This window comes from Pseudoalteromonas sp. Bsw20308 (assembly GCF_000310105.2).
GTDB lineage: Bacteria > Pseudomonadota > Gammaproteobacteria > Enterobacterales > Alteromonadaceae > Pseudoalteromonas > Pseudoalteromonas fuliginea.
On the sequence record NZ_CP013138.1, the window covers coordinates 1,043,719 to 1,069,585 of the forward strand.

The 25,867-nt window shown below is 40.3% G+C and carries 28 protein-coding genes; 20 read left to right on the forward strand and 8 right to left on the reverse strand.

Features of this window, described 5'->3' with window-relative positions; all coding sequences use genetic code 11:
• Window positions 1–349: 349 nt before the first annotated feature.
• Together radA and D172_RS04495 are read left to right on the forward strand one after the other, a co-directional pair.
• Window positions 350–1,735, forward strand: coding sequence for a DNA repair protein RadA (radA, locus tag D172_RS04490; protein WP_007377806.1), 1,386 nt, complete (start codon window positions 350–352; stop codon window positions 1,733–1,735).
• A gap of 87 nt (window positions 1,736–1,822) precedes the next feature.
• Window positions 1,823–2,755 (forward strand): hypothetical protein, encoded by a 933-nt coding sequence (locus D172_RS04495; protein ID WP_007377805.1) that lies wholly within the window; start codon window positions 1,823–1,825, stop codon window positions 2,753–2,755.
• Between the two features lie 411 nt (window positions 2,756–3,166).
• Here the strand turns inward: D172_RS04495 and serA are convergent, their stop codons facing one another.
• From serA to metK, 5 genes are all read right to left on the reverse strand, one after another.
• Window positions 3,167–4,396 carry a phosphoglycerate dehydrogenase gene (gene serA, locus D172_RS04500; RefSeq protein ID WP_007377804.1) on the reverse strand — a complete coding sequence of 410 codons (1,230 nt, stop codon included), beginning with the start codon at window positions 4,394–4,396 and terminating at the stop codon, window positions 3,167–3,169.
• A gap of 9 nt (window positions 4,397–4,405) precedes the next feature.
• Entirely contained in the window at window positions 4,406–5,059 is a 654-nt protein-coding gene (rpiA, locus tag D172_RS04505; protein WP_007377803.1) for a ribose-5-phosphate isomerase RpiA, read from the reverse strand.
• A 53-nt stretch (window positions 5,060–5,112) separates the two neighbouring features.
• Complete coding sequence (locus tag D172_RS04510) at window positions 5,113–5,709, reverse strand: 5-formyltetrahydrofolate cyclo-ligase (RefSeq protein WP_007377802.1); 597 nt, start codon at window positions 5,707–5,709, stop codon at window positions 5,113–5,115.
• 20 nt (window positions 5,710–5,729) lie between these two features.
• Complete coding sequence (locus D172_RS04515; RefSeq protein ID WP_007377801.1) at window positions 5,730–6,281, reverse strand: hypothetical protein; 552 nt, start codon at window positions 6,279–6,281, stop codon at window positions 5,730–5,732.
• A gap of 417 nt (window positions 6,282–6,698) precedes the next feature.
• Window positions 6,699–7,850 (reverse strand): methionine adenosyltransferase, encoded by a 1,152-nt coding sequence (gene metK / locus D172_RS04520; RefSeq protein ID WP_007377800.1) that lies wholly within the window; start codon window positions 7,848–7,850, stop codon window positions 6,699–6,701.
• 304 nt (window positions 7,851–8,154) lie between these two features.
• On the opposite strand from metK, the gene tkt reads away from it, so the two are divergent.
• From tkt to D172_RS04570, 10 genes are all read left to right on the forward strand, one after another.
• The gene (gene tkt / locus D172_RS04525; protein ID WP_007377799.1) at window positions 8,155–10,146 is read left to right on the forward strand and encodes a transketolase; all 1,992 of its coding nucleotides are present in this window, start codon (window positions 8,155–8,157) and stop codon (window positions 10,144–10,146) included.
• 234 nt (window positions 10,147–10,380) lie between these two features.
• Window positions 10,381–11,571, forward strand: coding sequence for a hypothetical protein (locus tag D172_RS04530; protein WP_007377798.1), 1,191 nt, complete (start codon window positions 10,381–10,383; stop codon window positions 11,569–11,571).
• Window positions 11,568–12,374: a hypothetical protein gene (locus tag D172_RS04535; protein ID WP_058230535.1), complete on the forward strand. Its 807-nt coding sequence runs from the start codon at window positions 11,568–11,570 to the stop codon at window positions 12,372–12,374. The genes D172_RS04530 and D172_RS04535 overlap by 4 nt, the downstream gene beginning before the upstream one ends.
• On the forward strand, window positions 12,349–13,173 hold the full coding sequence (locus D172_RS04540) for a hypothetical protein (RefSeq protein ID WP_150115552.1): 825 nt from the start codon (window positions 12,349–12,351) through the stop codon (window positions 13,171–13,173). Before D172_RS04535 ends, D172_RS04540 begins: the two co-directional genes overlap by 26 nt.
• 379 nt (window positions 13,174–13,552) lie before the next feature.
• The gene (locus tag D172_RS04545; protein WP_002958974.1) at window positions 13,553–13,867 is read left to right on the forward strand and encodes a pyrimidine/purine nucleoside phosphorylase; all 315 of its coding nucleotides are present in this window, start codon (window positions 13,553–13,555) and stop codon (window positions 13,865–13,867) included.
• A 188-nt stretch (window positions 13,868–14,055) separates the two neighbouring features.
• Window positions 14,056–14,412: a ribosome hibernation-promoting factor, HPF/YfiA family gene (gene hpf, locus D172_RS04550; RefSeq protein WP_007376058.1), complete on the forward strand. Its 357-nt coding sequence runs from the start codon at window positions 14,056–14,058 to the stop codon at window positions 14,410–14,412.
• Window positions 14,413–14,614: 202 nt separating this feature from the next.
• Window positions 14,615–15,790, forward strand: coding sequence for an NRAMP family divalent metal transporter (locus D172_RS04555; RefSeq protein ID WP_007376059.1), 1,176 nt, complete (start codon window positions 14,615–14,617; stop codon window positions 15,788–15,790).
• 71 nt (window positions 15,791–15,861) lie between these two features.
• Window positions 15,862–16,317, forward strand: coding sequence for a GNAT family N-acetyltransferase (locus tag D172_RS04560; protein ID WP_007376060.1), 456 nt, complete (start codon window positions 15,862–15,864; stop codon window positions 16,315–16,317).
• A gap of 282 nt (window positions 16,318–16,599) precedes the next feature.
• A complete protein-coding gene (locus D172_RS04565; protein WP_033023280.1) occupies window positions 16,600–17,154 on the forward strand; it encodes a hypothetical protein in 555 nt (184 codons plus the stop codon).
• Between the two features lie 92 nt (window positions 17,155–17,246).
• Window positions 17,247–17,900, forward strand: coding sequence for a hypothetical protein (locus D172_RS04570; protein WP_007376062.1), 654 nt, complete (start codon window positions 17,247–17,249; stop codon window positions 17,898–17,900).
• 145 nt (window positions 17,901–18,045) lie between these two features.
• Here the strand turns inward: D172_RS04570 and D172_RS04575 are convergent, their stop codons facing one another.
• The 3 genes from D172_RS04575 to D172_RS04585 all read right to left on the reverse strand — a co-directional run bounded on the left by D172_RS04575 (window position 18,046) and on the right by D172_RS04585 (window position 20,684).
• The gene (locus D172_RS04575) at window positions 18,046–19,233 is read right to left on the reverse strand and encodes a vWA domain-containing protein (protein WP_007376063.1); all 1,188 of its coding nucleotides are present in this window, start codon (window positions 19,231–19,233) and stop codon (window positions 18,046–18,048) included.
• A 313-nt stretch (window positions 19,234–19,546) separates the two neighbouring features.
• Window positions 19,547–20,392 carry an AAA family ATPase gene (locus D172_RS04580; RefSeq protein ID WP_007376064.1) on the reverse strand — a complete coding sequence of 282 codons (846 nt, stop codon included), beginning with the start codon at window positions 20,390–20,392 and terminating at the stop codon, window positions 19,547–19,549.
• Window positions 20,393–20,444: 52 nt separating this feature from the next.
• Window positions 20,445–20,684 carry a DUF1653 domain-containing protein gene (locus D172_RS04585; RefSeq protein ID WP_007376065.1) on the reverse strand — a complete coding sequence of 80 codons (240 nt, stop codon included), beginning with the start codon at window positions 20,682–20,684 and terminating at the stop codon, window positions 20,445–20,447.
• Window positions 20,685–20,744: 60 nt separating this feature from the next.
• On the opposite strand from D172_RS04585, the gene D172_RS04590 reads away from it, so the two are divergent.
• From D172_RS04590 to D172_RS04625, 8 genes are all read left to right on the forward strand, one after another.
• A complete protein-coding gene (locus D172_RS04590) occupies window positions 20,745–21,224 on the forward strand; it encodes a DUF2947 domain-containing protein (protein WP_002958965.1) in 480 nt (159 codons plus the stop codon).
• Window positions 21,225–21,299: 75 nt separating this feature from the next.
• Window positions 21,300–21,932 (forward strand): hypothetical protein, encoded by a 633-nt coding sequence (locus tag D172_RS04595; protein WP_007376066.1) that lies wholly within the window; start codon window positions 21,300–21,302, stop codon window positions 21,930–21,932.
• A gap of 40 nt (window positions 21,933–21,972) precedes the next feature.
• Entirely contained in the window at window positions 21,973–22,260 is a 288-nt protein-coding gene (ftsB, locus tag D172_RS04600; protein WP_007376067.1) for a cell division protein FtsB, read from the forward strand.
• A complete protein-coding gene (ispD, locus tag D172_RS04605; RefSeq protein WP_007376068.1) occupies window positions 22,250–22,951 on the forward strand; it encodes a 2-C-methyl-D-erythritol 4-phosphate cytidylyltransferase in 702 nt (233 codons plus the stop codon). Before ftsB ends, ispD begins: the two co-directional genes overlap by 11 nt.
• Entirely contained in the window at window positions 22,948–23,445 is a 498-nt protein-coding gene (gene ispF, locus D172_RS04610; RefSeq protein ID WP_007376069.1) for a 2-C-methyl-D-erythritol 2,4-cyclodiphosphate synthase, read from the forward strand. Before ispD ends, ispF begins: the two co-directional genes overlap by 4 nt.
• Window positions 23,442–24,494, forward strand: a complete 1,053-nt coding sequence (truD, locus tag D172_RS04615; protein ID WP_007376070.1) for a tRNA pseudouridine(13) synthase TruD — start codon at window positions 23,442–23,444, stop codon at window positions 24,492–24,494. Before ispF ends, truD begins: the two co-directional genes overlap by 4 nt.
• The gene (gene surE / locus D172_RS04620; protein ID WP_007376071.1) at window positions 24,475–25,239 is read left to right on the forward strand and encodes a 5'/3'-nucleotidase SurE; all 765 of its coding nucleotides are present in this window, start codon (window positions 24,475–24,477) and stop codon (window positions 25,237–25,239) included. Before truD ends, surE begins: the two co-directional genes overlap by 20 nt.
• Entirely contained in the window at window positions 25,229–25,867 is a 639-nt protein-coding gene (locus tag D172_RS04625) for a protein-L-isoaspartate(D-aspartate) O-methyltransferase (RefSeq protein WP_007376072.1), read from the forward strand. Before surE ends, D172_RS04625 begins: the two co-directional genes overlap by 11 nt.

Sequence of the window (25,867 nt, forward strand, 5' to 3'; positions counted from 1 at the left end):
ACCATCACCGTCTAATTGAAAAAGTAGGTATACTGTTGAGTCTATTTATTAAAAAAAATAAACGTTAAACCATTCTATGTTATTAATATAGGTACGGTTATTTGAGTAACTACAGTTTAGCTCTTGTTATTATGTGTTAAATGCCATTTTGTTGGCAAGTTACTTTAAATTATTTCAAAGCAAAAAGTATGCCCTAAATTACAGGGAATAAAAACAGAATTGTATTTAATGATTGTGATGCTAGGTTTTTCACAGGTAAAAATCGTTGCTGAGAAAAAGCGTGGAATGGCAAGATAATCATTTAATAGTAAGTATTTTAAAAATTAAAGAATAGTAGGTAAGGTTATTAATGGCAAAAGCGGCAAAAGTAGAGTTTGTTTGTACTGAATGTGGCATGAACTACCAACGTTGGCAAGGTCAATGCCGCTGCGGTGCATGGAACACATTAGCAGAATTTAAACCTTCAGCAGGGCACAGTAAAAAAGCGGCAGTGCGAGCAAGTGTAGGCGGTTATGCTGGTGGTATTGGTGGCGGCTCTAAAAAAATTAATGACATTACTACAACAGAGGCTGAAAAACAGCTAACTGAAATCGGCGAACTCGATCGTGTGCTAAGCGGTGGTGTCACAACTGGGTCGGTTAATATAATCTCTGGCGACCCTGGCGCTGGTAAAACTACATTGCTGTCTGATTTAGTGGCTAGGATGTCACAGCGTATGCCATCACTTTACTGTACGGCAGAGGAGTCTTTATCACAGTTTAAAAACAGGGTTAACCGTTTAAAGTTAAACTACAACCCGGACGAGCTTTATTTACTTTCAGAAACAAGCGTTGAAACAATTATTGATGAGCTTGAGAAGAATAAAATTAAGTTTGCTGTAATCGACTCTATTCAAGCTGTTGTAACCGATACCGCTAATGGTAGCCCAGGCTCGCCTTCGCAAGTAAAGAGTGCCGCACAAGCATTGACTCAATATTGTAAGCAAAATGATGTCACCATGTTCATTATTGCTCATGTAAATAAGAATAACGAAATAGCTGGCCCGCAGACCTTGGTGCATATAGTGGATGCGCTTTTACATATTGACACCAACGATGGGCAAATTCGTACTTTGCGAGCCAATAAAAATCGCTTTGGTGATATTGATACTGTGGGCATTTTTAAAATGTGCGAACGCGGTATGTTAAGTGTTGATAACCCAAGCGAAATATTTTTATCGGGTTCAACCACCGATTCACCTGGGTCTACAATTACTTGTATTCGTAAAGGAAATCGTAATTTATTACTCGAAATTCAATGTTTAACCACCGAAACTGAGGCGGAATTTCCGCAGCGTGTTTGCGTTGGTTTAAATATGAATCGTATAAAAATGCTGACCGGTATATTGCGCAAGCACACTAAAACTAAAATATTTCACGATACGTTTTTCAATATAGTAGGTGGTTTAAGAATTGATGAATCAGAAACCTGTATTGATTTGGCGTTAGTTACCGCATTACTTAGTAGTTTAAATGAATTTGTTGTACCTCGTAGCACGTGTATTATGGGGGAACTTAGCTTGAACGGCGATGTACGCCCAATTGATAGTGGTGTACCGCGCGTTAAAGAAGCAGCACAACATGGTTTTACTGAAATATTTATTCCATTTCGTAATTATCATAAATCCATGGAAGGGTTGGGTGCTAAAATTACCCCAGTAAAAACAGTGCATGAGTTACTTAGTTTAATTAACTAGCCAGCAAAAACGCTTAACCGGTAATGTTCATCAGTGTTACTCTTGAGTTAAGAGCATTTTATATTAAGAATTAAATAAGGAGATAACATGAAAAAATTAGTTATAGTTGCCGCTATTGTTGCAGCAGGTGTTGGTGGTGTAAGTTATGCAAATTACGTAGCAACACAAGAAGTGCGTGCAGAAGTAGATAAGCAACTTGCTTTAGTAAGTGAGCAAACGGGCGCTATATTTAAATATGCTGGTTTATCAGCAAGTGTTATTTCAAAAAGCGTAGAAATAACAAATATGGAAGTAATAAGCCCTGAGGGTGACAATGTTGCTAAGATTCAAAGTATTGAAATAACGGGTTACGATCCGGATAATATTTCGCCTCATACATCGTTTGATGTAAAAAGCTTCCAGTTTGATAAAGACTTTGCCGCAAAATTACCAGCAGATACGAACGAAATGTTAGCATCGGCAAGCTATGACTTACACTCATCGCTTGATTACGACGAACAGTCGGGCAACAGTGATGTGGTTGTTAAATTAGATGCAAAAGATATTGTTAGTTTTAATATGGATATGGGCTTAGCTAATTCAAAAGCATTAATGGATGCGTCATTGGCTATTAGTAAGGCGCAACAAGAAGCCGGTAATCAACCTCTGACTTACGAGCAAGAGTTACAGCAGCAAACACTTGTTATGCAAGCAATGAGCAAACTGGAGCCGCGCAATGTTAGTTTTGCCTTAAATAATCAAGGTAAGCTAAAAGATTTATTATCAAGTGAGCTTGAAAAGCAAGGTATGACGTTAGAGCAAATGGAACTTATGCTACAGCAGCAGTTACAACAAGCTCCCGTAACGCAAGACATAGCTGAGGCTTTAACTAGCTTTGCTAAAGGTTTGAATTCATTTAGCGTATCTGCAAAATTACCTGAAGGTAAAACCATGATGGAAGTTAATCAACACATTATGATGCTAGTAGGGCAACCTGAAGAGCTCGTTAAGTTTATTAATTTAGAAGTAAAAGGTGATTAATAATCGCGTTGAGCTGTCAGTGAAGCGAAAAGGTGTTGATAGTTCAATTTAAATGATTTAAGCGTGAGTTTTACTCGCGCTTTTTTGTGCCTTGAGGTTTTTATTTTAAACGGTGTTATTTAATATATTTAGATATGTAAAGCGAGGTATAAAACCTCACCTACAAAATTATATATGTCCAAGCGGTAGGTGCGAATTTATTTCGCGCTTGTGCAATATCGCTTTAATGTTTAAAAAGCGAGGTATAAAACCTCACCTACAAAATTATATATATCCAAGCGGTAGGTGCGATTTTACATCGCGCACATGTAACTTATGAGAAATACACAGCTTATAAAAAAACACCGCGCTTAAATTAAGTGCGGTGTTTTTATAAAACTGTAGTTATTGCTCAAAGAGCCAATCTCATTATTAATGAAGAATACGTGCTCTAATTGTACCCTCAACAGCGCTTAGCTCTTTAAGTGCAACTTCAGAGTGATCAGTATCTACATCAATAACAACATAACCAATTGCTGAATCTGTTTGCAGATATTGCGCGGCAATATTAATACCGTGCTGTGCAAACGCTTGGTTAATTTGTGTTAGTACGCCAGGACGATTGTGGTGCACGTGTAATAAACGGCTACGATTAGCAAGCTCTGGTAGCGATACCTCGGGGAAGTTAACCGCAGTAATCGTTGAGCCGTTATCTGAGTATTTAGCCAGTTTACCTGCTACTTCAATGCCAATATTTTCTTGTGCTTCTTGTGTCGAGCCACCAATGTGTGGTGTTAAAATAACATTGTCGAATTGACGCAGTGGCGATACAAATTCTTCATCGTTAGATTTAGGCTCAGTAGGGAACACATCGATTGCTGCACCACTTAGCTTTTTCTCGGTAAGCGCTTCTGCAAGTGCATCAATATCAACAACAGTTCCGCGAGAAGCGTTGATCAAAATAGATCCCTGCTTCATAACAGCAAGTTCAGCTGTGCCGATTAGGTTTTTAGTTTGCGGCGTTTCTGGTACGTGTAAGCTAATAATATCAGAGCGTTGTAATAGCTGAGTTAGGTTATGAACTTGTTTGGCATTACCCAGTGATAACTTATCTTCGATATCGTAAAACTCCACGTTCATACCGATGTTTTCAGCCATAATACCCAGCTGAGTACCAATGTGACCGTAGCCAATAATACCTAATGTTTTACCACGTGCTTCAAACGAACCATTTGCTGTTTTTAACCAGCCACCACGATGAGCTGCTGCATTACGCTCTGGAATACCACGTAGTAAAAGCAGAATTTCGCCAAGTACAAGCTCAGCAACAGAACGAGTGTTAGAAAACGGTGCGTTAAATACAGCAATACCACGTTCGCGTGCGCTGTCTAGGTCAACTTGGTTTGTGCCAATACAAAAACAACCAACTGCAACGAGCTTTTCAGCGGCATCTAATACCGCTTCGCTTATATGAGTGCGAGAACGAAGGCCTACAAAGTGTACATCTTTAATGCGTTCTTTTAGTTCGTCCTCAGGTAAGGATGTTTTAACGTAATCGATGTTGCTGTAACCGTTACGCTTTAGCGTTTCAACAGCGCTTTGGTGAACACCTTCAAGCAAGAGAATTTTAATTTTGTCTTTTGCTAACGATACCTTACTCATAACCTCATCCTATTTAATTTGAGGCCCATTTTTAGTGCCGATAATCACTTTATCAGCACCACGCATCGCAAATAGGCCGTTGGTAACTACGCCAACAATTGAGTTAATTTGTGTTTCAAGTTGTTTGGCATTGGTAATTTTTAAGTTAAATACATCTAATATAACGTTACCATTATCGGTAACTACACCTTGACGGTAAACAGGGTCACCACCAAGTTTTAATAATTCTCGTGCAACGTAGCTGCGCGCCATAGGGATAACTTCTACCGGAAGCGGAAAGTCACCTAACGTTTCTACTAATTTGGTGTCATCTACAATACACACAAATTGTTTAGCTACTGCCGCTACTATTTTTTCGCGAGTAAGGGCTGCACCGCCACCTTTAATCATTTCATTTTGAGCGTTAATTTCATCAGCGCCATCAACGTAGACATCCAAAACATCAATGTTATTGAGCTCAAATACTTCAATACCTAATTCTTTTAAACGAACGGTAGAGGCTTCAGAGCTTGATACAGCGCCTACAATAGTGTCCTTTACTGAGCCAAGTGCATCAATAAAGTGATTAACAGTAGAGCCTGTACCCACACCTACAATAGTGTTTTCTTTTACAAACTCGAGTGCTGCCCAAGCAGCTGCTTTTTTTAATTCGTCTTGTGTCATTGCTTTGTGCTCATGTATGTCAGAAATATGCGGTTAGTAATCAAATTTAATTGTTACCAACAGTATGTTTTATCTGGAGTGATAATGGTTTTAAGTGGTACATCCCACGACTCGATTGGTAGAGCCTCAACTTTTTGGCATTCATGTGCAAGGCCAATTAGTTGTGGTTTTTGCCAATTTTGTTCGTGTAAACGCGCCAATGTCCGGTCGTAAAACCCACCTCCCATTCCTAGGCGATTACCTTGTTTATCAAATGCAACTAATGGCATAAGGAGGTAATCAAGCACTGGTAATGGGCATATTTGAGAGCAGTTCAGCTTAGGCTCCAAGATACCATAGCGATTTGCTCTCATGGGTGAGTTTTTCTCATAGCGCTGAAATAGTAAATTAGCGCCATTGAATGGGTGTATTACTGGGAGGTAAATGTGGTGATTTAGATTCCATAACTCTTTAATTAACAGTGAGGTATCTAGTTCTCCATCATTACTTAAGTAGATTGCTATATGCTCTGTTTTATTCGTTTTTTTACTTTTTAAATGTTGAATAAAATTCATATATAGCGATTGCGCCGCTAAATTTTGTTGATTTTTTGACAAGTTATTACGTATTTCACGGATAGATTTTCTTATCTGCGCACGGTTATTATTCATTTGATGCTTTCACTATGCAATTATAAAGAAAATAAGCTAGGAAATGCCAAATATACAGCCAATATAATAAGTAACGTCACGGCTGTTGCTATTAAAGAATATAAAAGCACATTACTGCGTTTTTTAGGTGTGCTTACTAACTCTTCATCAAGCAATAAATCGTCGTCTTGCCAATCGTCATCCTCATCTATTTCAGGGTTTTTTGATTGCTCTTCTGGTAAGCGTTGTTCAAGTTCTTCGAGTTTTTCTTCAAGGCGAATTAAGCTACTGGTGATGTAATCAAGGGCATCAAAAATACGTTCATCACGTTGACTGCTTTGAGGCTGCTCAGTTGAGGTATTAGCTGCATTTGAAACTGCCTGCAACTTACTTTTAATGCCCAAACTAGCTAATAGTTTGGCTTGTTTTAGTGCTTTGTCTTTATGGCTCGGTGCAAACAGTGGCTTTCCTTTAAAAAAAAGAGCTACTTTTTCTTCTGAGGTTTTTAGTTTATCTGCAAGGTTGATAGATGCAGCGTTACTGTCTATTCCATCAGCAAGTCCAGCAAATATAACGCGAAAATTGTCGGCCATTTAAGTACCCCTAAAGCTTTTTAATAAAAAGAGTATAAACCGAACTCCTTTATAAAGGCATCCATATGTAAAATTAAATTATTTTAACTTATGAGCTACTTTCTGTGCGATCACAAAATAAAGTCTGTGGATTAGGGCTTGTTGGCCTTTCAGGATTAAAATTTGTTCAATCTAGGGGCTGTTTAATTGCGGCGTGAGGTTTGTAACCTAGTGGGCTCGGTAACGGCTCCTGCGCTGCGCTACTGGCTTACATCCATGTAAGAATAAGTAAAAACCGAGCAACAAAGAGTAAATTGCCTTAATATTTTTATTAATGTACCGTTATTTTAATTAAGTTTGAATTTATTCTGCTATTTATAATACATAAAAAAAGCGCCAATTGGCGCTTTTTTTGTATTTAGATAGTTACCTAACCAATTAAAGGCCAGCAGCTGCGCGAAGTGCTTCAGCTTTATCTGTACGTTCCCAAGGGAATTCGTCACGACCAAAGTGGCCGTAAGCCGCTGTAGGAAGGTAGATAGGGCGTTCTAAATCAAGCATTTGAATTAAGCCGTAAGGGCGCAGGTCAAAATGTTCACGAATAAGCTCGATTAAACGGCTTTCTTCTAGCTTGCTTGTACCAAACGTTTCAACGCTGATAGAAGTAGGCTCTGCAACACCAATTGCGTAAGAAACTTGTAGCTCACATTTGTCAGCAAGGCCAGCAGCAACAATGTTTTTAGCAACATAACGTGCAGCGTATGCAGCACTACGGTCAACTTTTGATGGATCTTTACCAGAGAAAGCACCACCACCGTGACGAGCCATACCACCGTATGTATCTACAATGATTTTACGACCTGTTAAACCACAATCGCCCATTGGTCCGCCAATTACAAAGCGACCTGTTGGGTTAATGAAAAACTTAGTCGCGCTTGTAATAAGTTCTGCAGGAAGTACCGGCTTGATGATTGTTTCCATCACCGCTTCTACTAAATCTTTTTGCGAAATGTCTTCGCTGTGCTGAGTAGAAAGCACTACAGCATCAATACCTACTGGCTTGCCGTTTTCGTATGCAAAAGTAACTTGAGATTTTGCATCTGGACGTAACCAGTTAAGCTCGCCGCTTTTACGAACTTGCGCTTGGCGCTGTACTAAACGGTGTGAGTAAGTAATTGGAGCAGGCATTAGTACTTCTGTTTCGTTACATGCGTAACCAAACATTAAGCCTTGGTCGCCAGCGCCTTGCTCTTCTGGGCTAGTACGGTCAACACCTTGGTTAATGTCTGGAGACTGTTTACCAATTGTGTTTAAAATTGCACATGAATCGGCATCAAAGCCCATGTCTGAATTTGTGTAGCCAATGTCACGAATTGTTTTACGTGTAATTTCTTCGATATCAACCCATGCGCTAGTCGTGATTTCACCACCAACCATAACCATACCGGTTTTCACGTACGTTTCACACGCTACGCGAGCATGAGAGTCTTGCTCTAGGATAGCATCAAGTACCGCATCAGAGATTTGATCGGCGATTTTATCCGGATGACCTTCAGAAACTGATTCAGAAGTAAATAAATGTTTTGCCATTGTATTTCTGCTCACAAATATTGCGCTTCACAAACGTCGGTATTAGCGCTAAAAAATTAAGGGGCGTATTTTATCGAAAACAAAACACCTTGCATAGTGTTTTTACGCCTAGACGTCTAAATAAAATTACGAATGTCGTTCTGGTCTTAAAAAATATTCATAATGCTCCCTTTTATGGGGTTTTTAATTGCACACCGCCCCCACAATAAGTAAGAATGGTCGGTATAACAGTATTCAATAAACTTGGATACATAAACGAATAATAAATACCCGTGCAAATACACATATAAAGGTAGGAGAATTCATGCCATCTCGCAAAGAACTTGCAAATGCAATTCGCGTCTTGTCAATGGACGCAGTACAAAAGGCCAAATCTGGTCACCCTGGAGCCCCTATGGGCATGGCTGATATCGCAGAAGTATTATGGCGCGATTATCTAAAACATAACCCAACAAATCCAGAGTGGGCTGACCGTGACAGATTTATTCTTTCAAACGGCCACGGTTCAATGCTTATCTATTCTCTATTGCACCTAAGTGGTTACGACTTACCATTGGACGAAATTAAAAACTTCCGTCAAATGCATTCTAAAACACCAGGTCACCCTGAATACGGCTATGCACCAGGAATCGAAACTACTACGGGTCCATTAGGTCAAGGGATCACAAATGCCGTAGGTATGGCCATTGCTGAAAAAGCGCTAGCTGCACAGTTTAACCGTGAAGGTCACGATATTGTTGATCACTTTACCTATGCATTTATGGGCGATGGCTGCCTTATGGAAGGTATTTCTCATGAAGCAGGTTCACTTGCAGGCACATTAGGTCTGGGTAAACTTGTTGCATTTTGGGATGACAACGGCATTTCAATCGATGGTGAAGTAGAAGGTTGGTTTACAGATGACACGCCAGCTCGCTTTAAAGCATACGGTTGGCATGTAATTAGCGATGTTGATGGTCACGACAGCGATGCTATAAGCGCTGCAATTGCAGAGGCTAAAAGTGTTACCGATAAGCCATCACTAATTTGTTGTAAAACAATTATTGGTTACGGTTCACCTAATAAATCTGGTAGCCACGATTGCCACGGTGCACCACTAGGTGATGACGAAATTAAAGCGTCTCGCGAATTCTTAGGTTGGACAGGCGATGCGTTCGAAATTCCTGATGATATTTACGCACAATGGGATAGCAAAGAAAAAGGTCAACAGCTTGAATCAAGCTGGGACGAAAAATTTGCAGCATACGCAAAAGCATACCCAGAGCTTGCAGCACAATACAAGCGTCGTATTAACAACGAGCTTCCTGGTGATTGGGCTGAAAAATCTCAAGCTTACATTGAGCAATTACAAGCAAACCCTGCAAACCCAGCGTCTCGTAAAGCATCGCAAAATGCATTAAACGCATTTGGTCCGTTATTACCAGAATTTATGGGTGGCTCAGCCGATTTAGCAGGCTCAAACTTAACAATTTGGGATGGTTCTAAAGGTTTAACACACGACGATGCAAGCGGTAACTATATTTACTACGGTGTACGTGAGTTTGGTATGTCGGCAATTATGAATGGTATTGCCCTTCATAAAGGCTTTATTCCTTACGGTGCTACGTTCTTAATGTTTGTTGAATATGCAAAAAATGCTGTACGTATGGCTGCATTAATGAAGCAACCAAGCATTTTTGTATACACGCACGATTCAATCGGTTTAGGTGAAGATGGTCCAACTCACCAACCAGTAGAGCAAATTGCAAGCATGCGTTTAACGCCTAACTTATACAACTGGCGTCCATGTGACCAAGTTGAGTCGGCAATTGCATGGCAACAAGCTATTGAGCGTAAAGACGGTCCTACATCGTTAATCTTTACTCGCCAAGGTCTTGAGCAACAAGCGCGTGACGCACAGCAATTAAGCGATGTTAAAAAGGGTGGTTACATCCTTAGCTGTGACGGCAACCCTGAGATTATTTTCATTGCGACGGGCTCTGAAGTGCAACTAGCACAAGATTCAGCAACTGAGCTACGCAGCCAAGGTAAAAAGGTACGTGTTGTATCTATGCCATGTACTGATGCCTTTGAAGATCAAAGCGCAGAGTATAAAGAAAGCGTATTACCGGCATCTGTTACACGCCGCGTAGCAGTAGAAGCGGGTATTGCTGACTACTGGTACAAGTACGTAGGTCTAAATGGCGCAGTAGTAGGTATGACTACCTTTGGTGAGTCGGCACCAGCTAATGAGTTGTTTGAGCACTTTGGTTTTACAGTGGCAAACATTGTAAGCAAAGCAAACGAGCTTTTTTAATCGATTGCTTTAAAGATTAAAAGCCCGCTCTGTTTAAAACAGGGCGGGCTTTTTTGTTTGTAGGTCGTGCTTTAGCGCGTTAAAGGTAAATCAAAAATATGACGCCATAAATGACGACCTACAATGGAGCCAGAAAGATGTAATTCAACATTAAAATACTGCGTTAAATTATTTTTGCTCTAATAAATAATTTAACGTAGTATTTTAACCCAGACTCATTTACAAGGAAGAAATATGTCTTGGTCTAAACTCAATAAAACTATCAATGCTCATTCTGTTATCCCACTTGACGCGCTTAGCTGTCGAGATTTTGGTGTTAAGCTCCCCGTTAACTTCCCATTTAGTAAAGCTAAATTTACTTGCCAAGCACTTGCTATGCTATCGCAGCTCAATGACTATGATTTAAAAATGGTATGCGCCGATATTATTCAAATATGCTCGAACCCTAATGCTACAAACTCAATTAAGCATAGCCGTAACCCGCTGCGCCGTTTATGGCGAACAAAGTACCCATTTCGTAATTATCATTTTTTAATTGAATACTCACTTAAAAATAATTTTATCAATTTGGAAGATATACTTTTCGATAGGCAATTGCAGGGAGCTAAAAGTAACTTTGCTGCAGAGCGTACGATGCTTTATGAAGTAAAAAGGCTTAGTAATCATACTTATAATAAAGCCATGAAGAGGGAAGAGATAGAAGAAATACAAGGAGCGTGGGATGAAGACGTTACTCCAACGACTCGAGTCAATACACAACACGCAGCAGTCAATGGTATGCAAAATGAGCTTACCAAAGCTACATGGTTAATGGGCACCCACCTTGATAGAGCTTATGAGGGAGACGGTATTAAAGCTTATACGCTGTTTCATAACCCAACAGATCGACCAAAGCTAGATTTGGTGGAATGTGCGTTTGATAAACGCTTAGGTACTAAATCCCATAACGCTCAACATTTAGCAGCGGTGTTGGCACAAAATAACCAGCAAGGTAAGCAGGTTAAATGGTTAGCGCACAGCCAAGGCGCGATAATTTTTTGCGCAGCCCTGGAGCACTATCGTATATATTATGGTAAGTCACTTACAGGCCAACAATTAGCCGTGCATGGCTCAGGCTCAAATATCGAGCGTTTAAAACGCATTGCCCATAGTACCGGATTAAAAGTTGTTGCGGTGCGTAATAACCCCTATGATTTAGTACCTAATCTAGCTGGCCGTAATGACTTATCGTCAAGCAGTCTTGTCCGTTCGATGAAATTTAAAGGCTTAGTTACAGGTGATGATGCTGGTGCCAGCCCTCATACTTTACCATTTTTAGGTCTAGTCACTTACGCTGACCAACTTCAAATGCTTGGTTATAATGATAAGGCCGATGTAGTAAGAAAGTTTATTAAAACTCTACCGACTACGGATGCACGGTTATGATCAAATTAGCTAAGGCGTTTTATCGTGGTTTTATTGGTGGGCCCAATTTTGAAAATTGTGTTCACCATCGTCTTATTTTAGAAGACAGACTACTCACTCTCGATGTACCGGATAGCAATGTCGCAGCTGTACCGTCTACTATTGATATATCGTTTCCCTATAATTCGACCAGCTGGTTTAAACAACATAAAAAAAACTATTTACACCATGAATACGTACATATGCTCACTGAAAATTGGATGTATTTACCACCAGTTAGTTATTTGCCCAGTAGTGAGTATGGCATGCTCAGTTGTCAGTTACGGATTAAACAAACCAATAAAATCAATGTGCTTGATATCAGCCAATTAAAACATTTTGTAATTGATGAGTACGATGACTTTCATTGGGCCCCAGATGGAAAAAACACTAAAATCAAAAATGATACCACCTTAGAATCGAGTAAAAGAGCAAATCCTTGGCAGGGGGAAGCTTTAAAAGAAGAAATTATAGGTCGTATTGAATCTTATGGAAAGCCGCCATTACCTGCCGCTAAAGAGGTTATGATTAATAATCGCCAATGGGTATTTTACCAAGTAAAAAAAAGTAATAGGCGCTCTCGTCACGATTTTTATTGTTTGCCATTAAGTGAGCATGCTTTTTTAGAAGTAAAGTTTAACCATCGTGTTGATCGCTCTGACAAGCATAAAAAATGGGCTAAGCATGCACTTGAATCACAACAGCGGATTATGGAATCAATAAAGCTCAGTGATTTACCTCCAGATCACGATAATTTAATTGCTGATAATTCTAAAAGTGTTTAATTTAGCCAAGGCGTTTTATCGTGGTTTTATTGAGGGGCCTAATTTTGAAAATTGCATCTACTATCGCTTTATTTTAGAAGGTAAGCTATTAACCCTTGATATGCCTAGTAGTAATGTTGCTGCTGTACCTTCTACAATTGATGTCTCATTTCCCTATAATTCAACAAGTTGGTTTAATCAGCACAAGGAAGATTATTTCCACCACGTATATGTACATATGCTTACTAAAAACTGGATGTACTTGCCACCAGTAAGCTATTTACCAAGTAGTGAGTATGGCATGCTTAGTTGCCAACTAAGGATTAAACAAACTAATGAAATCAATGTACTGGATACCGTGCAATTAAAGCGTTTTGTGATTGAATCATACGATAACTTCCATTGGGGACCTGATGGCAGAAATACCGAAGTTAAAAATGATACCACGTTAGAATCCAGTAAAAGAGCAAACCCTTGGGAAGGTGAGGCACTGAAAGAAGAAATTTTAGGGCGTATTGAGACTCGAGGATATCCACCACTACCAGCAGCCAAAGAAGTTATATTTAACAATTGCCAGTGGGTGTTCTACCAAGTAAAAAGAAATAATAGCCTCTCTCGCCAAGATTTTTATTGTTTACCATTAAGTGAACATGCTTTTTTAGAGGTTGAATTTAATCATCGTATTGATCGCTCTGATAAGCATAAAAAATGGGCTAAGCATGCACTTGAGTCACAACAGCGGATTATGGAATCAATAAAGCTTACTGAGTTACCCCCCGACCACGATAATTTAATTACTAATAACTCGCAGGGCGTTTAACTTTGTCAGAGCCTTATCTCTTTTTTTGAAAGCGCAGTGTCTCTTATTCCTCCTTGTAATAAATTATAAGTTCTGTTGCGCGATCTCGCTGGTTTAAAATTTTGTAAAAGAGTTACTTTTAAAACAAGAAAAGCTAGCTTTACAAAAAGTTGCACCAAAAGTTAAGGAGCGTTATTTGTAGACGTAGAGCTTGCTCACGTGAGAAGCGTAGCTTCTAATTATTTAACATATCCTCTAAAAGCTAATATTCAATAAAAATAAGTTGTTGTTTGCCGTTATGATATTTTGACTTAATGTTTTTCGCTCCACTTCCTTGCAAGCTCATTATGTATCAGGCAATGTGACCGCAATTAAATATAAAAATTAGCAGGAGCTAAAAATGCCAAAGTTCGATAACGTAAGTGTAGTAAAAAAAGCCAATGTATATTTTGACGGAAAAGTGTCAAGCCGTACCGTTATTTTAGGTGATGGCGAAGCGAAAACGTTAGGCTTTATGCAACCAGGTGAGTTTGTTTTTGATACAAACCAAAAAGAATGCATGGAGCTTTTAGCTGGCCAATGGGATATTTTATTACCAGGTGCAAGTGAGTGGAAAACATTTAACGCGGGTGAGTCGTTTAATGTTGATGCAAATGTAAGCTTTAAAGTAAAAGTATCTGATTTTGCTGACTACTGTTGTTCGTACACAGATTAACCAATCTTAGTTTAAGTTAAGTAGACGTCTGAAAGCCCATGTACAATGGGCTTTGCATAAACTTTGCACAACGCATGATTTAAATCACCAAAAGCCGCAAATAAACCTCAAATATCTCTCTTTTTTCCTTGTGTTAATCTAAATAGCCCCCAATACTATTTATGAGGTAACAAATAAAAGGATACCCTATGAAAATTAATCTTTCTGGTCACCATGTTGAAGTTACTGACTCTATTAGAGAGCACATCAACGAAAAATTTTCAAAAATCGAGAGCCACTTTCCATCGCTTATTGCACTCGATATTATTTTGTCTAAAGAGCATCATAAAATCCAAGCTGAAATTAGCACTAATTACGAAGGCACGCGCATATCGGTAAAAGGGGAAAACGAAGTTATGTACCCTGCCATTGCAAGTGCAGCTAAAAAACTCGATGCGGCACTAAAACATCGAAAAGGGCAGATAAAAGCAAACCTACACGAAAAGCCTGTTAGCACGACACCTGAAATCGCACACGAGATCATCCAAGAGATGGATCTTAAATAAAATTTAGTTCCAAAGTATTATAAAAAAGAGCCGTATGGCTCTTTTTTATTGCCTGTAATTTAGGTAAGTTATGCGTTCTTGCAGTTTATTAATCAAAAGAATTAATAAAAGCAGCGTACAACACACATATTTTGAGAAATTAATGCACACAACAAAAGCAGTATGGAAGTATCGACTAGGTGCGCTTGGACCTGGAATACTCATGGCAACAGCCGCTATTGGCGGTTCTCACTTAGTTGCCTCTACGCAAGCTGGAGCAATATTTGGTTGGCAACTATTTTGGCTAATCCTTGTTGTTAATGTTTTAAAGTACCCGTTTTTTCGCTTTGGTATGGAATACACACTCGCGACTAAAAATAGCCTAGTGGAGGGCTATAAGAGTCAAGGCCCGTTTTATTTTTACAGCTTTATCGGTTTAAACATTGTAGCCGCCGTCGTTAACACCGCCGGCGTACTACTACTTACCGCAAGCTTACTGCATTACGCGCTGCCTGTAGTGATAGAGGTAACACTGCTATGTTGGATATTATTAGGAGTGTGCTTAGCCATATTATTGTTAGGGCACTTTAAAGCGCTCGACAGTGTGGCCAAAGGCATAATGGGATTATTAACACTGGCTACCGTTATTGCGTTAGTTATCGCGTTTAGTAACGGCCCAGTGGCGCCTGCTGACTATGTAGGGCCTTCACCATATGAGCTTGCCATGCTTAGCTTTATGGTGGCTTTAATGGGCTGGATGCCTGCCCCAATAGAAATATCAGCTCTTAGCTCGCTTTGGCTAAAAGAAAAACAAGCGCAGCAAACAGTTTCTAAAAGCCAAGGCTTGTTCGATTTTAACGTAGGTTACTGGCTTACAGCTGGCTTAGCCTTGGTATTTTTTAGCTTAGGTGTATTAGTGCAGTACGGGCAAACCAGTAGTATAGAGCTCGGCGGTGTCGCGTTTGCCAAGCAGCTTATTGATATGTACGCATTAACAATAGGCGAGTGGGCAAGGCCACTTGTATCAGCAATCGCTTCTTTATGTATGTTTGGCACTACACTCACCGTGCTAGATGGCTACGCTCGCACACTTAACGAATCCCATAAGCTACTTGGCTTTAAGCAATCAAAACACAGCCTAAATATTTGGTTAATACTACAAGCACTTGCCGGTATGGCCGTTATTTTATTTTTTAAATCAGCCCTTGGCCCCATGCTTACGTTTGCAATGACACTTTCATTTGTTACAACGCCTGTATTTGCATGGCTCAACTTTAGCCTCGTGCGATCAGAGCCTGCTATAAGGCATAGCGTTTTACTACGTAGTTTAACGTGGTTAGGTTTGGTGTACTTAGTTGGGTTTGCTGTCGCTTTTGTAGTATGGAAACTAGCAGCCTAAATAGAGCCACTTACTTTAGGGTTTTAATTAAAGCCCTAAAGCATTAAATTCTAGGATTAAACGAGGTATAAATGGATGTTAGAATAGGTGAGCTTTCAAACCCACACGTTATAAAGTTACTACAAGCGCATCATAACGATATGTTAAAACACTCGCCCGTTGAGAGCGTACATGCACTTGATGTGAGTAAACTCACTCAGCCCGATATAACTTTTTATAGCTTATGGATTGATAATAATTTAGCGGGTGTTGGCGCTTTAAAAGCACTAAATACAACGCATGGCGAAATTAAATCAATGCGCACATCAAGCAACTATTTACGCCAAGGCATCGCTGCTAAGTTACTTACGCATATTATTGAGCAATCAACTTTGCGAGGTTACAAAAAGTTAAGTTTAGAGACCGGCACTGCAGAGGCATTTTTACCCGCACAAAAGCTTTATGCTCAATTTGGTTTTAAAGAGTGTGAGCCATTTGGTGATTATGAGGTAGATCCGTACAGCTTGTTTATGAGTAAATCGATTTAAACTAAAATGAACGAGAAGTAACGTTTTGTAGTTGTATGATTTAAATATTATCTGCATGGCTGCTCAGAGCGATAACCGGTCAGTCAGGTGAGTCTTCATTAGTTTGGTAAGAATAAGAAGAAACGTTCCTCTTTTTTACATGTTTAAATGAGTTACAGAAAGCATAATTTTCATAGATGGCAATCACTTACACTATTTGCTATTAATGTAAGTTCACAAAATAAGGACGTTTTCGCACTAAAATACGGAAAGCGTCCTCTGATAAAACTGTTAGAGTAAAATATGATTTGGGAACAATTAGAAAGTATAGGCAATAAAATGGCTGGTATATTCATAAAAGGGTTATGGCTTCTGGTTCCTATAGTCATTCTGTATAGCTGCATTGACAATAATACTAGGTGGTTAAAACCCGATTATAATCAGCCCCATGAATATCTGAGTATTATTGGGTACGGCCCCAACGGGGAGAGCATGGAAGGAAATGACTATTCATACAGTGGTGCCGGGCTGTACAAAGACAACTTTTTCCCTGTTGGAAAAGGTAAATGTTCTGAACACTTGGAAAGAATATCACTGGATAGAGTAAGGCTTTCTATGATTGCGTTTAATTCCTTGTTGAATGATAAAGGTGATTATAATGATATTCACGTTGCGAATGTTAAATTCCAATGTGTTAAGTATCTTGGAAGGGATAAACTTTGTGATGAACGCTTTATGAATCTTGCTAAGGAAACTAAAGACCCTCTGGCATCAATGCTAATCACGCTCAAATCTGCAACTCAGTGTAGAAGAGAACAAAAGATAGGAAAGAGTAAGGTATTTTCACTAGAAAAATAGAGTCTCTAACAAGTAAAAGCCATCACCTTTTAAAAAAAGCCTAGTGGTAGCTGGGAAATCCAATTTTATAAAGCTGTTAAGCAGGGAAAGTAATGAAAGAAATCATATGTAGTATATTAAGCTGGAATTGGATTGGAATTTCTCAAAGCCTTATTGGCTTCGCAACACTGTGTATAGCAATCTCCGCTTTAAATGTTTGGAAAAAACAACATAAGGCTTCTCAAGTTTCTAATTTATTGGATCAACTAACGGATAGCGTCCATTCTTATCTTCAATCTCTAAGCGTAACAATCCAGTATTTAAACTTTGCACAAATAGGTATTGATAGTTACCAATTTGATATGAACGTAGGTCAGAACTCAGATAAAAAGTTATGGGTGATTAAATTTATCGAGAAAGAAGGTAAAGAAACTTCTGAAAGATTATTTGCTTCTCTCAGGGACAGTGAAGCAAGTTACAATAAGATTAAATCCCTTTTAGTTAAAGGGCAAATCTATAGTATCCCAAACTTTGTTGACTGCATAAATTCATGTAACAACCTTCTATGGCAATACGACAGGTTACAAGCTTTTGCAGTCATGATTGGGAGCCCAAATCTGAATTGGGATAACCCAAAGGCAGAGAAGGGTTTAGAGAACATATTAGATCTAACAAACACTAGTATTGATTCATTCCTGAAAGAGCATCAAAAAGTATTCTTTGACTTCTCAAGAGATGCTTTTCAAAACCAGTATAAAAATGCTTAATAGGTTTGTGAACGGGACTTACATTTTCCTCCACACTTTGGCATGGCTTCACAATTACTACCAAAGTACTACGCTCCAACTGAGCCTGCGGCAAAGGCGCTACCAACGTCCGCTCATGGCACTGAGCTGTCATTGATATTAACTATCAACTCAGCTCTTTTATCGCTCTACTTATCCCATCCAAACTCAGCGCATACATGCGATTGTTCATTAACTCTTTTATAAAGCCAATTGATTGATAGTACGGCCAGTGTTCAACGGGTTGTGGGTTGAGCCAGGCGACTTTATCAAAGTGGTTTGTTATACGTTGTAACCATGCACTGCCGGGCTCTTCATTGTAGTGTTCTACCGAGCCGCCCGCATAAGCTATTTCGTATGGGCCCATAGTGGCATCGCCAACAAATATTACTTTATAGTCGCTGGTAAATTTATTAATCAGCGTCATGGTGTCTATTACGTTTGAATGGCGGCGTGCGTTGTCTTGCCAAACGTGCTCGTATAAACAGTTATGAAAGTAGTAAAACTCTAGGTGTTTAAATTCGCTGTGAGCGGCGCTAAATAATTCTTCGCAGGTGTGGATATAGTCATCCATTGAGCCGCCAATATCAAACAGCATCAATACTTTTACTGCATTGTGGCGTTCGGGTGCCATTTTTACATCAAGCATGCCGCCTTGTTTTGCAGTAGCGCGAATAGTCTCGTTTAAATCAAGCGTGTCGCTTGCGCCAGTGCGGGCGAACTTTCGTAACTTTTTAAGGGCGAGTTTAACTGTGCGCGAACTAATTTCTCTGTCGGTGTCGAGGTTTTTGTATTCTCGTTTGTCCCACACTTTTACCGCTTGGCGATTACGGTTGCCGTCTTGCCCTATGCGCACACCTTCTGGGTTATAGCCGTATGCACCAAAAGGTGATGTGCCGCCAGTGCCTACCCATTTATTGCCACCTGCGTGGCGTTTTTGTTGCTCTTCTAAACGCTCTTTTAGGGTTTTCATAAGCTCGTCGAGTCCGCCCATGGCTTTAAGTTGAGCTTTTTCTTCATCGCTTAGGTTTTTTTCAAACTCTTTACGTAGCCAGTCTTCAGGTAAGTTGTGCTGTTGCTTTAAACTCTCGAGCAAATCAAGGTCGGCAATACCACTAAAGTAGTCGCTAAAGGCTTTGTCGAATCGATCAAAGTGCGTTTCGTCTTTTACCATTATGGTGCGCGCTAAATGGTAAAAGGCGTCTACGTCGGCAAATATAACGCCTTTTTTTAAGGCGTTAATTAAATCGAGTAACTCGCGCAGGCTTACAGGCAAGCGGTACTCACGTAATTTGAAAAAAAACTGTACTAGCATGTTTGGGCCTGTTTATCTTTCGAGGTTAAATTTGCAGCAGTGTGTTTGGTATTTAGGCAAGGCAGAGCCTATGTAGTGTGGTTATTCCCCATAAATAGGCGATAACACAGCATAAATACCAAACACGCGCTGCCTGAAGGTTCGTCCTAGGGACGATTAACTCTTTGTTGCCTACATGGATGTAGGTAAGGGGCGTGAGCAGGACGCGGAAGCTTTGCTCGGCTTTTACTTAGCCCACTAGGTTACAAACCTCGCGCCACGATTAAATCGTCCCTAGTTAGAACAAATTTTAATCCTGAAAGGTCAACAGGCCCTAGCGGCTCATAAACGCGAGCTTTTCGATTAGGCTTATATCTTGCTCATTTTTAAGTAATGCGCCAAACAAGGGCATTAAACCGCCTTTTTTAGCTTTGTCGTGCAGTGTTTTTGCGTCTATGTCTTCAGCCATTAAAAGCTTTAACCAGTCGAGTAATTCGCTGGTGGAAGGTTTCTTTTTAAGGCCGTTTGCTTCGCGCAGGTTAAAAAACACTTCAAGTGCTTGGCGTACTAAATCCTGTTTAACGTTAGGGTAGTGCACGTCAATAATTTGCTGCATTTCGTCGCTGCTTGGAAAATCAATATAATGAAAAAAGCAGCGGCGTAAAAATGCGTCCGGTAATTCTTTTTCGTTATTGGAAGTGATGATCACAATAGGGCGCTCTTTTGCGACAATGCGCTCGTTAGTTTCATAAACATGAAACTCCATTTTATCAAGCTCAAGTAGTAAGTCGTTTGGGAACTCTATGTCAGCTTTGTCTATTTCATCAATTAAAAGCACTGGGCGTTTGCCGTTGAGCTCTGCATACGTAAATGCTTGCCAAAGCTTACCTTTAACGATGTAGTTACTAATGTTGTGTACGCGCTCGTCACCTAGTTGGCTGTCGCGCAGGCGCGAAACCGCATCGTACTCGTATAAACCTTGCTGCGCTTTAGTGGTCGATTTTATATGCCACTGAATAAGTGTGGTATCTAAACTTTTAGCTAACTCCTCAGCCAGCATGGTTTTACCTGTGCCTGGTTCGCCTTTAATTAAAAGTGGTTTTTCGAGCATAATGGCAGCATTTACAGCTTGTTTAAGCGCGCTACTCGCTATGTAATTGTCAGTTGAATTAAATTGCACGGTGTACCCTTGTCTGGTCTGAGCAGTAAGTTATTTTGTTATAATGCCATAGTTAAGCTGCAGGTCCAATATAAGCAAAACGCGGTATAGTTTTACCGTCTTTTTCTATTGTTTCGTTAAACATGCTTAATGGGCGCGCCCATATACCAAATTCACCATAAAGTGCTTGGTAAATCACAAGCTGTTCCTCGGTTTCGCTATGGGTGGCAACATGAATAACTTTATATTGCGGGCCTTTGTAGTGTTGGTATATGCCTGGTTTTAGGGAAAGTGGTTTTATTGCTGTAGTCATGTTTTGATCTCTTGTATAATTTGGCTTTGCACTTTTAATGTTAACTAATTTGCCAATACTATGAACTATATTTCTTTAGATGATTACAAAAAGGCGTGGGTTTTTCGCCACAAAGATTTACCTGTATCTGATGAAGACGCAGCAAAAATAAAGCCTATGAGCGACGAGCGCGCAGCAGTACTTTGGACAACCATGGTGAGCCGTGAGTTTGATCACCCTGATTTTTTTGAAGACACCGATTGGTGTGGCCAAGAAAAAAGCTTTAGCCAAGAAGTAGATTGGCAAGATGCGTGGGAAAATGGTGATGCGCTACCACCAGAAGCAATCTTAACGTTTTTAGATTGGGAAGCTAACACCACGGTTTATTTTTGTATGGCGCGCGATAATATTATCGAAACGACGTTTGATGTATTTAAACGCAATTGGCAAAACTTTATGTTTTTAGCTGATGGCAGTTTATTAATTGGTAAAAAGCGTAATACGGTTGTGCAATTTTTAGAATCAGGTAAAGCTAAATTAGGTGAAAAGCCAAGCGCTTAAATTAGTATGTAATGCTTAAAAAGCATTCAGTACTGTGCTATAAAACATTTACCTAAATGTTTTTGAGTAGAGCTATTGGTAGCGAAAAATCAGTCACTTGGTGCTCTGCAACAAGTTGAAATTTGGCAAACTGATGCGCAAAAAGTGTTATATGCACAATTGTGCAATGCATTTTATCAGCGTGAGGTTTTGCGTTTAGTCGCAGAGCCTAATGCTGATAAGCTACGTCGGCAGTTAAAAAGCCTACCCTATTATATTGAGCGAGCGGCAACGTTAGTTGCCAATGGTGACACACCTTTTACGTTGGACTCGCAAAATGGGTCTTGGCTTGAAAAACAAAAACCGACACCACCCGATGTGAATGTTCAAGCTAATGAACTTTTTTATCAAACACATGCCAAAGTGGGGTTAATAGTGCCTGTTATGTTGCATGGCTACGATCAGGTGCGCCTGAGAATAGACAGTATCGATCAGTTAGACGAAAATAAGCTGCATTGTAACGAGCTAGGTTGGTTTGATTTTTTAGGAAATGGGCTTGAGCAGCAAAACGCTCAGTTAATAAAGCCAAGTAAGGTAAGTTTTACCGCAGCTTGTTGTGGGCATCAATGGCAGTTTTCAAAGCGCTGCTCACCACGGCTCTTATCACTACGCGAAATGCTTTTAGCGGGTAGTATTAATTGGCGCAATTTAAAGCGCCCTTTAGCTTAATAAAGTTAAGGTATTCGGGATTTAAAATAAGGAGTGTTAAATGCGATTTTTTCAAGCTTGCTTATTGTGCTTAGCACTGTTTGTGCAATATAGATTATGGTTTGGTCATAATGGCGTACAAGACTACACGCGATTAAAAGGCGCTGTCGCATCACACCAACACACTAACGAAAAGCTTATTAAACGAAATAAAGTGCTTACAGCTGATATAGAAGATTTAAAGCTTGGCCAAGAAGGTATTGAAGAGCGTGCACGCAACGAATTGGGAATGATTAAACCGGACGAAACATTTATTCGTGTTTTACCGGGCAAACAATATGACAAATAAACAGACTATTGCAGCAATTGTACCTGCTGCAGGTGTTGGCAGTAGAATGCAGCACAATGCGCCTAAGCAATACATACAATTAGCGGGTAAAACCATTTTAGAACACACCTTAGCTAAACTTTCTCAATTACCTAAATTAAGCACTATTGTTGTTGCTCTTAGCGACAGCGACCCCTATTTTGACGAGCTTTCATTCGTTGATAAACGCATTGTTCGCGCCAGTGGCGGAAATGAACGTGCCGATTCAGTGCTCAATAGCTTACTTTTTTTAGCGCCCAATCCTCCAGCATGGGTGCTGGTACATGATGCTGCACGCCCGTTAGTTAATATTAGTGATATAGAACGCTTAATTGATGAATGCATGTGTGCTGACGAAGGTGGTATTTTAGCTAGCAAAGTAAAAGACACCATAAAACGTGGCCACACACATGCCCTACAAACTGTGCCACGAGACGATTTATGGCAAGCACTTACCCCACAATTTTTTAAATATGACGAGCTTAAAAATGCACTTCAAAACGCATTAGCAAGTGGGGCAACTATTACCGATGAAGCCAGTGCTATTGAATGGGCGGGCAAACCGGTAAAGCTTGTGGCAGGGCGCAGCGACAATATTAAAATAACCACACCAGAGGATTTAGATTTGGCTGGGTTTTTATTACATAAACAACAAAACGAGAGTGCATCATGATACGAATTGGCCATGGTTTTGACGTACATAAATTTGGCGGCGAAGGCCCGTTAACTATTTGTGGTGAAAAAATTGATTACCCACAGGGCTTTTTAGCGCACTCCGATGGCGATGTTGCTATTCATGCATTATGTGATGCTATTTTAGGCTCCCTTGCTATGGGTGATATTGGTAAGCACTTTCCCGATACAGCTAGTGAGTATGAAAATATCGACAGTCGTATTTTACTTCGCCATGTGGTGGGCTTAGCTAAAGAGCAAGGTTACGTACTTGGCAATGGCGATGTGACTATTGTTGCGCAAGCGCCAAAAATGCTGCCACATATTCAAGCTATGCGTGCTAATTTAGCCAGTGATTTAAATTGTGACCTTTGCCAAATTAACGTTAAAGCCACTACTACCGAAAAGCTAGGCTTTGAAGGGCGCAAAGAAGGTATTTCGAGCCATGCGGTGGTTATTATGAGTAAAGAGCTTGCGAGTACAAAAAACGCATGAGCGATTTAAATTATTTATACGGTGCACCGCTTTCTAAAGCTGATTTTAAAACCACTGCTGAAGACTTTATGGTTGATGAAGACTTAGGTATAGAATTTACCGGCAGTGGCGAACACGTGTGTTTGCAGGTGGTTAAAAAAGGCGAAAACACGCAATACGTTGCAAAGCTAATTGCGCAGCGTGCGGGTGTTTCACCGCGAGACGTAAGTTACGCAGGCATGAAAGATCGCCACGGTGTGTGCTCGCAGTGGTTTAGTGTAAAAGTACCGATTAAAAAGCCTATCGATTTTAGCGACTTGAATAGCGAGAGTATTTTTATTGTTTCGCAACAGCGCCACGACCGTAAGTTACGTACGGGCTGCCACAAAGGTAATAAATTTACTATTACGCTTCGTAATGTAACCAAGCCTCTTGATATTCTATGCCGTATTAACGCAGTACGCGCAGGCGTGCCTAATTACTTTGGCGAGCAGCGCTTTGGTCATGGTGGTCATAACTTAGTTATGGCTGAAAAAATGTTTGCCGGTGAGCGTATTCGCGATAAAAAGTTGCGCGGTATTATTATTTCAGCAGCACGATCGCATGTATTTAATCAGTTAGTGAGCCTGCGTGTAAAAGAGCATGGTTTAGCTAAAACAATGCACCGTGAAGTATTTATGCTCAGCGGCAGTAATGCATTTTTTGAAGATGCGATTAACGATGAAAACATTGAGCGATTAGCCACTGGCGATATTATGATGTCGGCACCTATGGTGGGTAAAAGTGAAAAAGGCTTAACCGAGCAAGAAAAAGTATGGCTTGCACCTTACCAAGCATGGTGCGATGGCTTGGGTGAACTCGGCCTTAAAAATGAGCGCAGAATGCTGCGTTTAATTCCGCAAAACTTAACGGTTGAGACCATAGATGAAACGAGTTTAAAACTGAGTTTTGGTTTGCCTAAAGGGTGTTTTGCAACCGCATTATTACGCGAGCTGGTGGATTATACAGATGCAAGCCCACGAGAGCGCAAAGAAAAGGATAATGGCATAAATGAAGATACTGTTAAGTAACGATGATGGCGTAAATGCCAAAGGCATTGCGGTTTTATATCAGGCGCTTATACAAATTGCAGAGGTAACTCTTGTTGCGCCCGATCGTAACTGCAGTGGCGCGAGTAATTCTTTAACATTAATGAACCCGCTACGAGCGACGACACTCGAAAATGGTTTTATGTCGGTTAATGGCACGCCTACAGATTGTGTACATTTAGGTGTAAATCAGCTGGTTGATGAAAAACCAGATCTAGTTGTTGCTGGTATTAATCATGGTGCCAACTTAGGTGACGACACGCTGTATTCTGGCACAGTGGCTGCCGCGACTGAAGGACGTCATTTGGGCTTACCTGCAATTGCGGTATCGCTTTGCTCACATAAAGGCGAGCATTTTGAAACAGCCGCTGCTGTTACCGTAAATATTATTAAGGGCTTGGCTTCGCATCCGCTTCCAAAAGATCAAATAATAAATATTAATGTGCCAGATATTCCACTAAGTGAATTAAAAGGGGTGCAAGTAACACGTTTAGGCGCTCGTCATAAAGCCGAAACCATGACCAAACAAACGGATCCCTGGGGTCGTGATATTTATTGGTATGGATCGCTTGGCACCGAAAGTGATGCAGGTGAAGGCACCGACTTTTACGCAATCAATAATGGCTATGCCTCAGTTACGCCATTAAGTGTTGATATGACCGCTAAAGATAGCTTAGAAGCGGTAGGAGACTGGCTTGCCGATTTGGAGATAAACCGTGCTCGCTAATTATACGCGCAGCGCCAAAGCGTTATCTGATTTACTACAGCGCGAAGGCGTAGAAGATACCCAAGTGCTTAGTGCTATTGCGAATATTCCGCGCCATGTTTTTATTGATGACGTGTTGCAACATAAAGCGTATGAGAATACAGCGTTACCCATCGGGCAGGGGCAAACTATATCGCAACCTTATATTGTTGCCCGTATGACTGAGCTACTTCGCCTTGCGGGTGTTCGCAATAAAGTGCTAGAAATAGGTACCGGCTCTGGGTATCAAACTGCAATATTGGCCAAAACGTTTACAAAGGTTTACTCGGTAGAGCGTATTAAAACACTTCAGTGGCAGGCAAAAAGACGTTTGCAGCAACTCGATTTATATAATGTAACCATGAAGCATGGCGATGGTTGGCAAGGCTGGCAATCACAAGCGCCGTTTGACGGTATTATAGTGACTGCTGCGGCCTCTAAAGTTCCGCAAGACTTACTTGCTCAGTTGGCCGATGGTGGCGTGTTATTAGCCCCAATTGGTGAGAGCGATCAAAAATTAGTAATGGTTATCCGCAAAGGCGATAATTATAAAGAGCATGTTATTGCTCCCGTTAGATTTGTGCCGTTAGTACCTGGCGATATTGAATAG

Coding starts and splice junctions, on each gene's coding strand:
- rpiA (WP_007377803.1), bottom strand. CDS start 5,059: ATGACACAAGACGAATTAAAAAAAGCAGCTGCTTGGGCAGCACTCGAG.
- serA (WP_007377804.1), bottom strand. CDS start 4,396: ATGAGTAAGGTATCGTTAGCAAAAGACAAAATTAAAATTCTCTTGCTT.
- tkt (WP_007377799.1), top strand. CDS start 8,155: ATGCCATCTCGCAAAGAACTTGCAAATGCAATTCGCGTCTTGTCAATG.
- metK (WP_007377800.1), bottom strand. CDS start 7,850: ATGGCAAAACATTTATTTACTTCTGAATCAGTTTCTGAAGGTCATCCG.
- ftsB (WP_007376067.1), top strand. CDS start 21,973: ATGCGATTTTTTCAAGCTTGCTTATTGTGCTTAGCACTGTTTGTGCAA.
- D172_RS04515 (WP_007377801.1), bottom strand. CDS start 6,281: ATGGCCGACAATTTTCGCGTTATATTTGCTGGACTTGCTGATGGAATA.
- hpf (WP_007376058.1), top strand. CDS start 14,056: ATGAAAATTAATCTTTCTGGTCACCATGTTGAAGTTACTGACTCTATT.
- ispD (WP_007376068.1), top strand. CDS start 22,250: ATGACAAATAAACAGACTATTGCAGCAATTGTACCTGCTGCAGGTGTT.
- D172_RS04585 (WP_007376065.1), bottom strand. CDS start 20,684: ATGACTACAGCAATAAAACCACTTTCCCTAAAACCAGGCATATACCAA.
- D172_RS04530 (WP_007377798.1), top strand. CDS start 10,381: ATGTCTTGGTCTAAACTCAATAAAACTATCAATGCTCATTCTGTTATC.
- D172_RS04545 (WP_002958974.1), top strand. CDS start 13,553: ATGCCAAAGTTCGATAACGTAAGTGTAGTAAAAAAAGCCAATGTATAT.
- radA (WP_007377806.1), top strand. CDS start 350: ATGGCAAAAGCGGCAAAAGTAGAGTTTGTTTGTACTGAATGTGGCATG.
- D172_RS04495 (WP_007377805.1), top strand. CDS start 1,823: ATGAAAAAATTAGTTATAGTTGCCGCTATTGTTGCAGCAGGTGTTGGT.
- truD (WP_007376070.1), top strand. CDS start 23,442: ATGAGCGATTTAAATTATTTATACGGTGCACCGCTTTCTAAAGCTGAT.
- D172_RS04510 (WP_007377802.1), bottom strand. CDS start 5,709: ATGAATAATAACCGTGCGCAGATAAGAAAATCTATCCGTGAAATACGT.
- D172_RS04575 (WP_007376063.1), bottom strand. CDS start 19,233: ATGCTAGTACAGTTTTTTTTCAAATTACGTGAGTACCGCTTGCCTGTA.
- D172_RS04535 (WP_058230535.1), top strand. CDS start 11,568: ATGATCAAATTAGCTAAGGCGTTTTATCGTGGTTTTATTGGTGGGCCC.
- D172_RS04555 (WP_007376059.1), top strand. CDS start 14,615: ATGGCAACAGCCGCTATTGGCGGTTCTCACTTAGTTGCCTCTACGCAA.
- D172_RS04560 (WP_007376060.1), top strand. CDS start 15,862: ATGGATGTTAGAATAGGTGAGCTTTCAAACCCACACGTTATAAAGTTA.
- ispF (WP_007376069.1), top strand. CDS start 22,948: ATGATACGAATTGGCCATGGTTTTGACGTACATAAATTTGGCGGCGAA.
- D172_RS04565 (WP_033023280.1), top strand. CDS start 16,600: ATGATTTGGGAACAATTAGAAAGTATAGGCAATAAAATGGCTGGTATA.
- D172_RS04570 (WP_007376062.1), top strand. CDS start 17,247: ATGAAAGAAATCATATGTAGTATATTAAGCTGGAATTGGATTGGAATT.
- D172_RS04590 (WP_002958965.1), top strand. CDS start 20,745: ATGAACTATATTTCTTTAGATGATTACAAAAAGGCGTGGGTTTTTCGC.
- surE (WP_007376071.1), top strand. CDS start 24,475: ATGAAGATACTGTTAAGTAACGATGATGGCGTAAATGCCAAAGGCATT.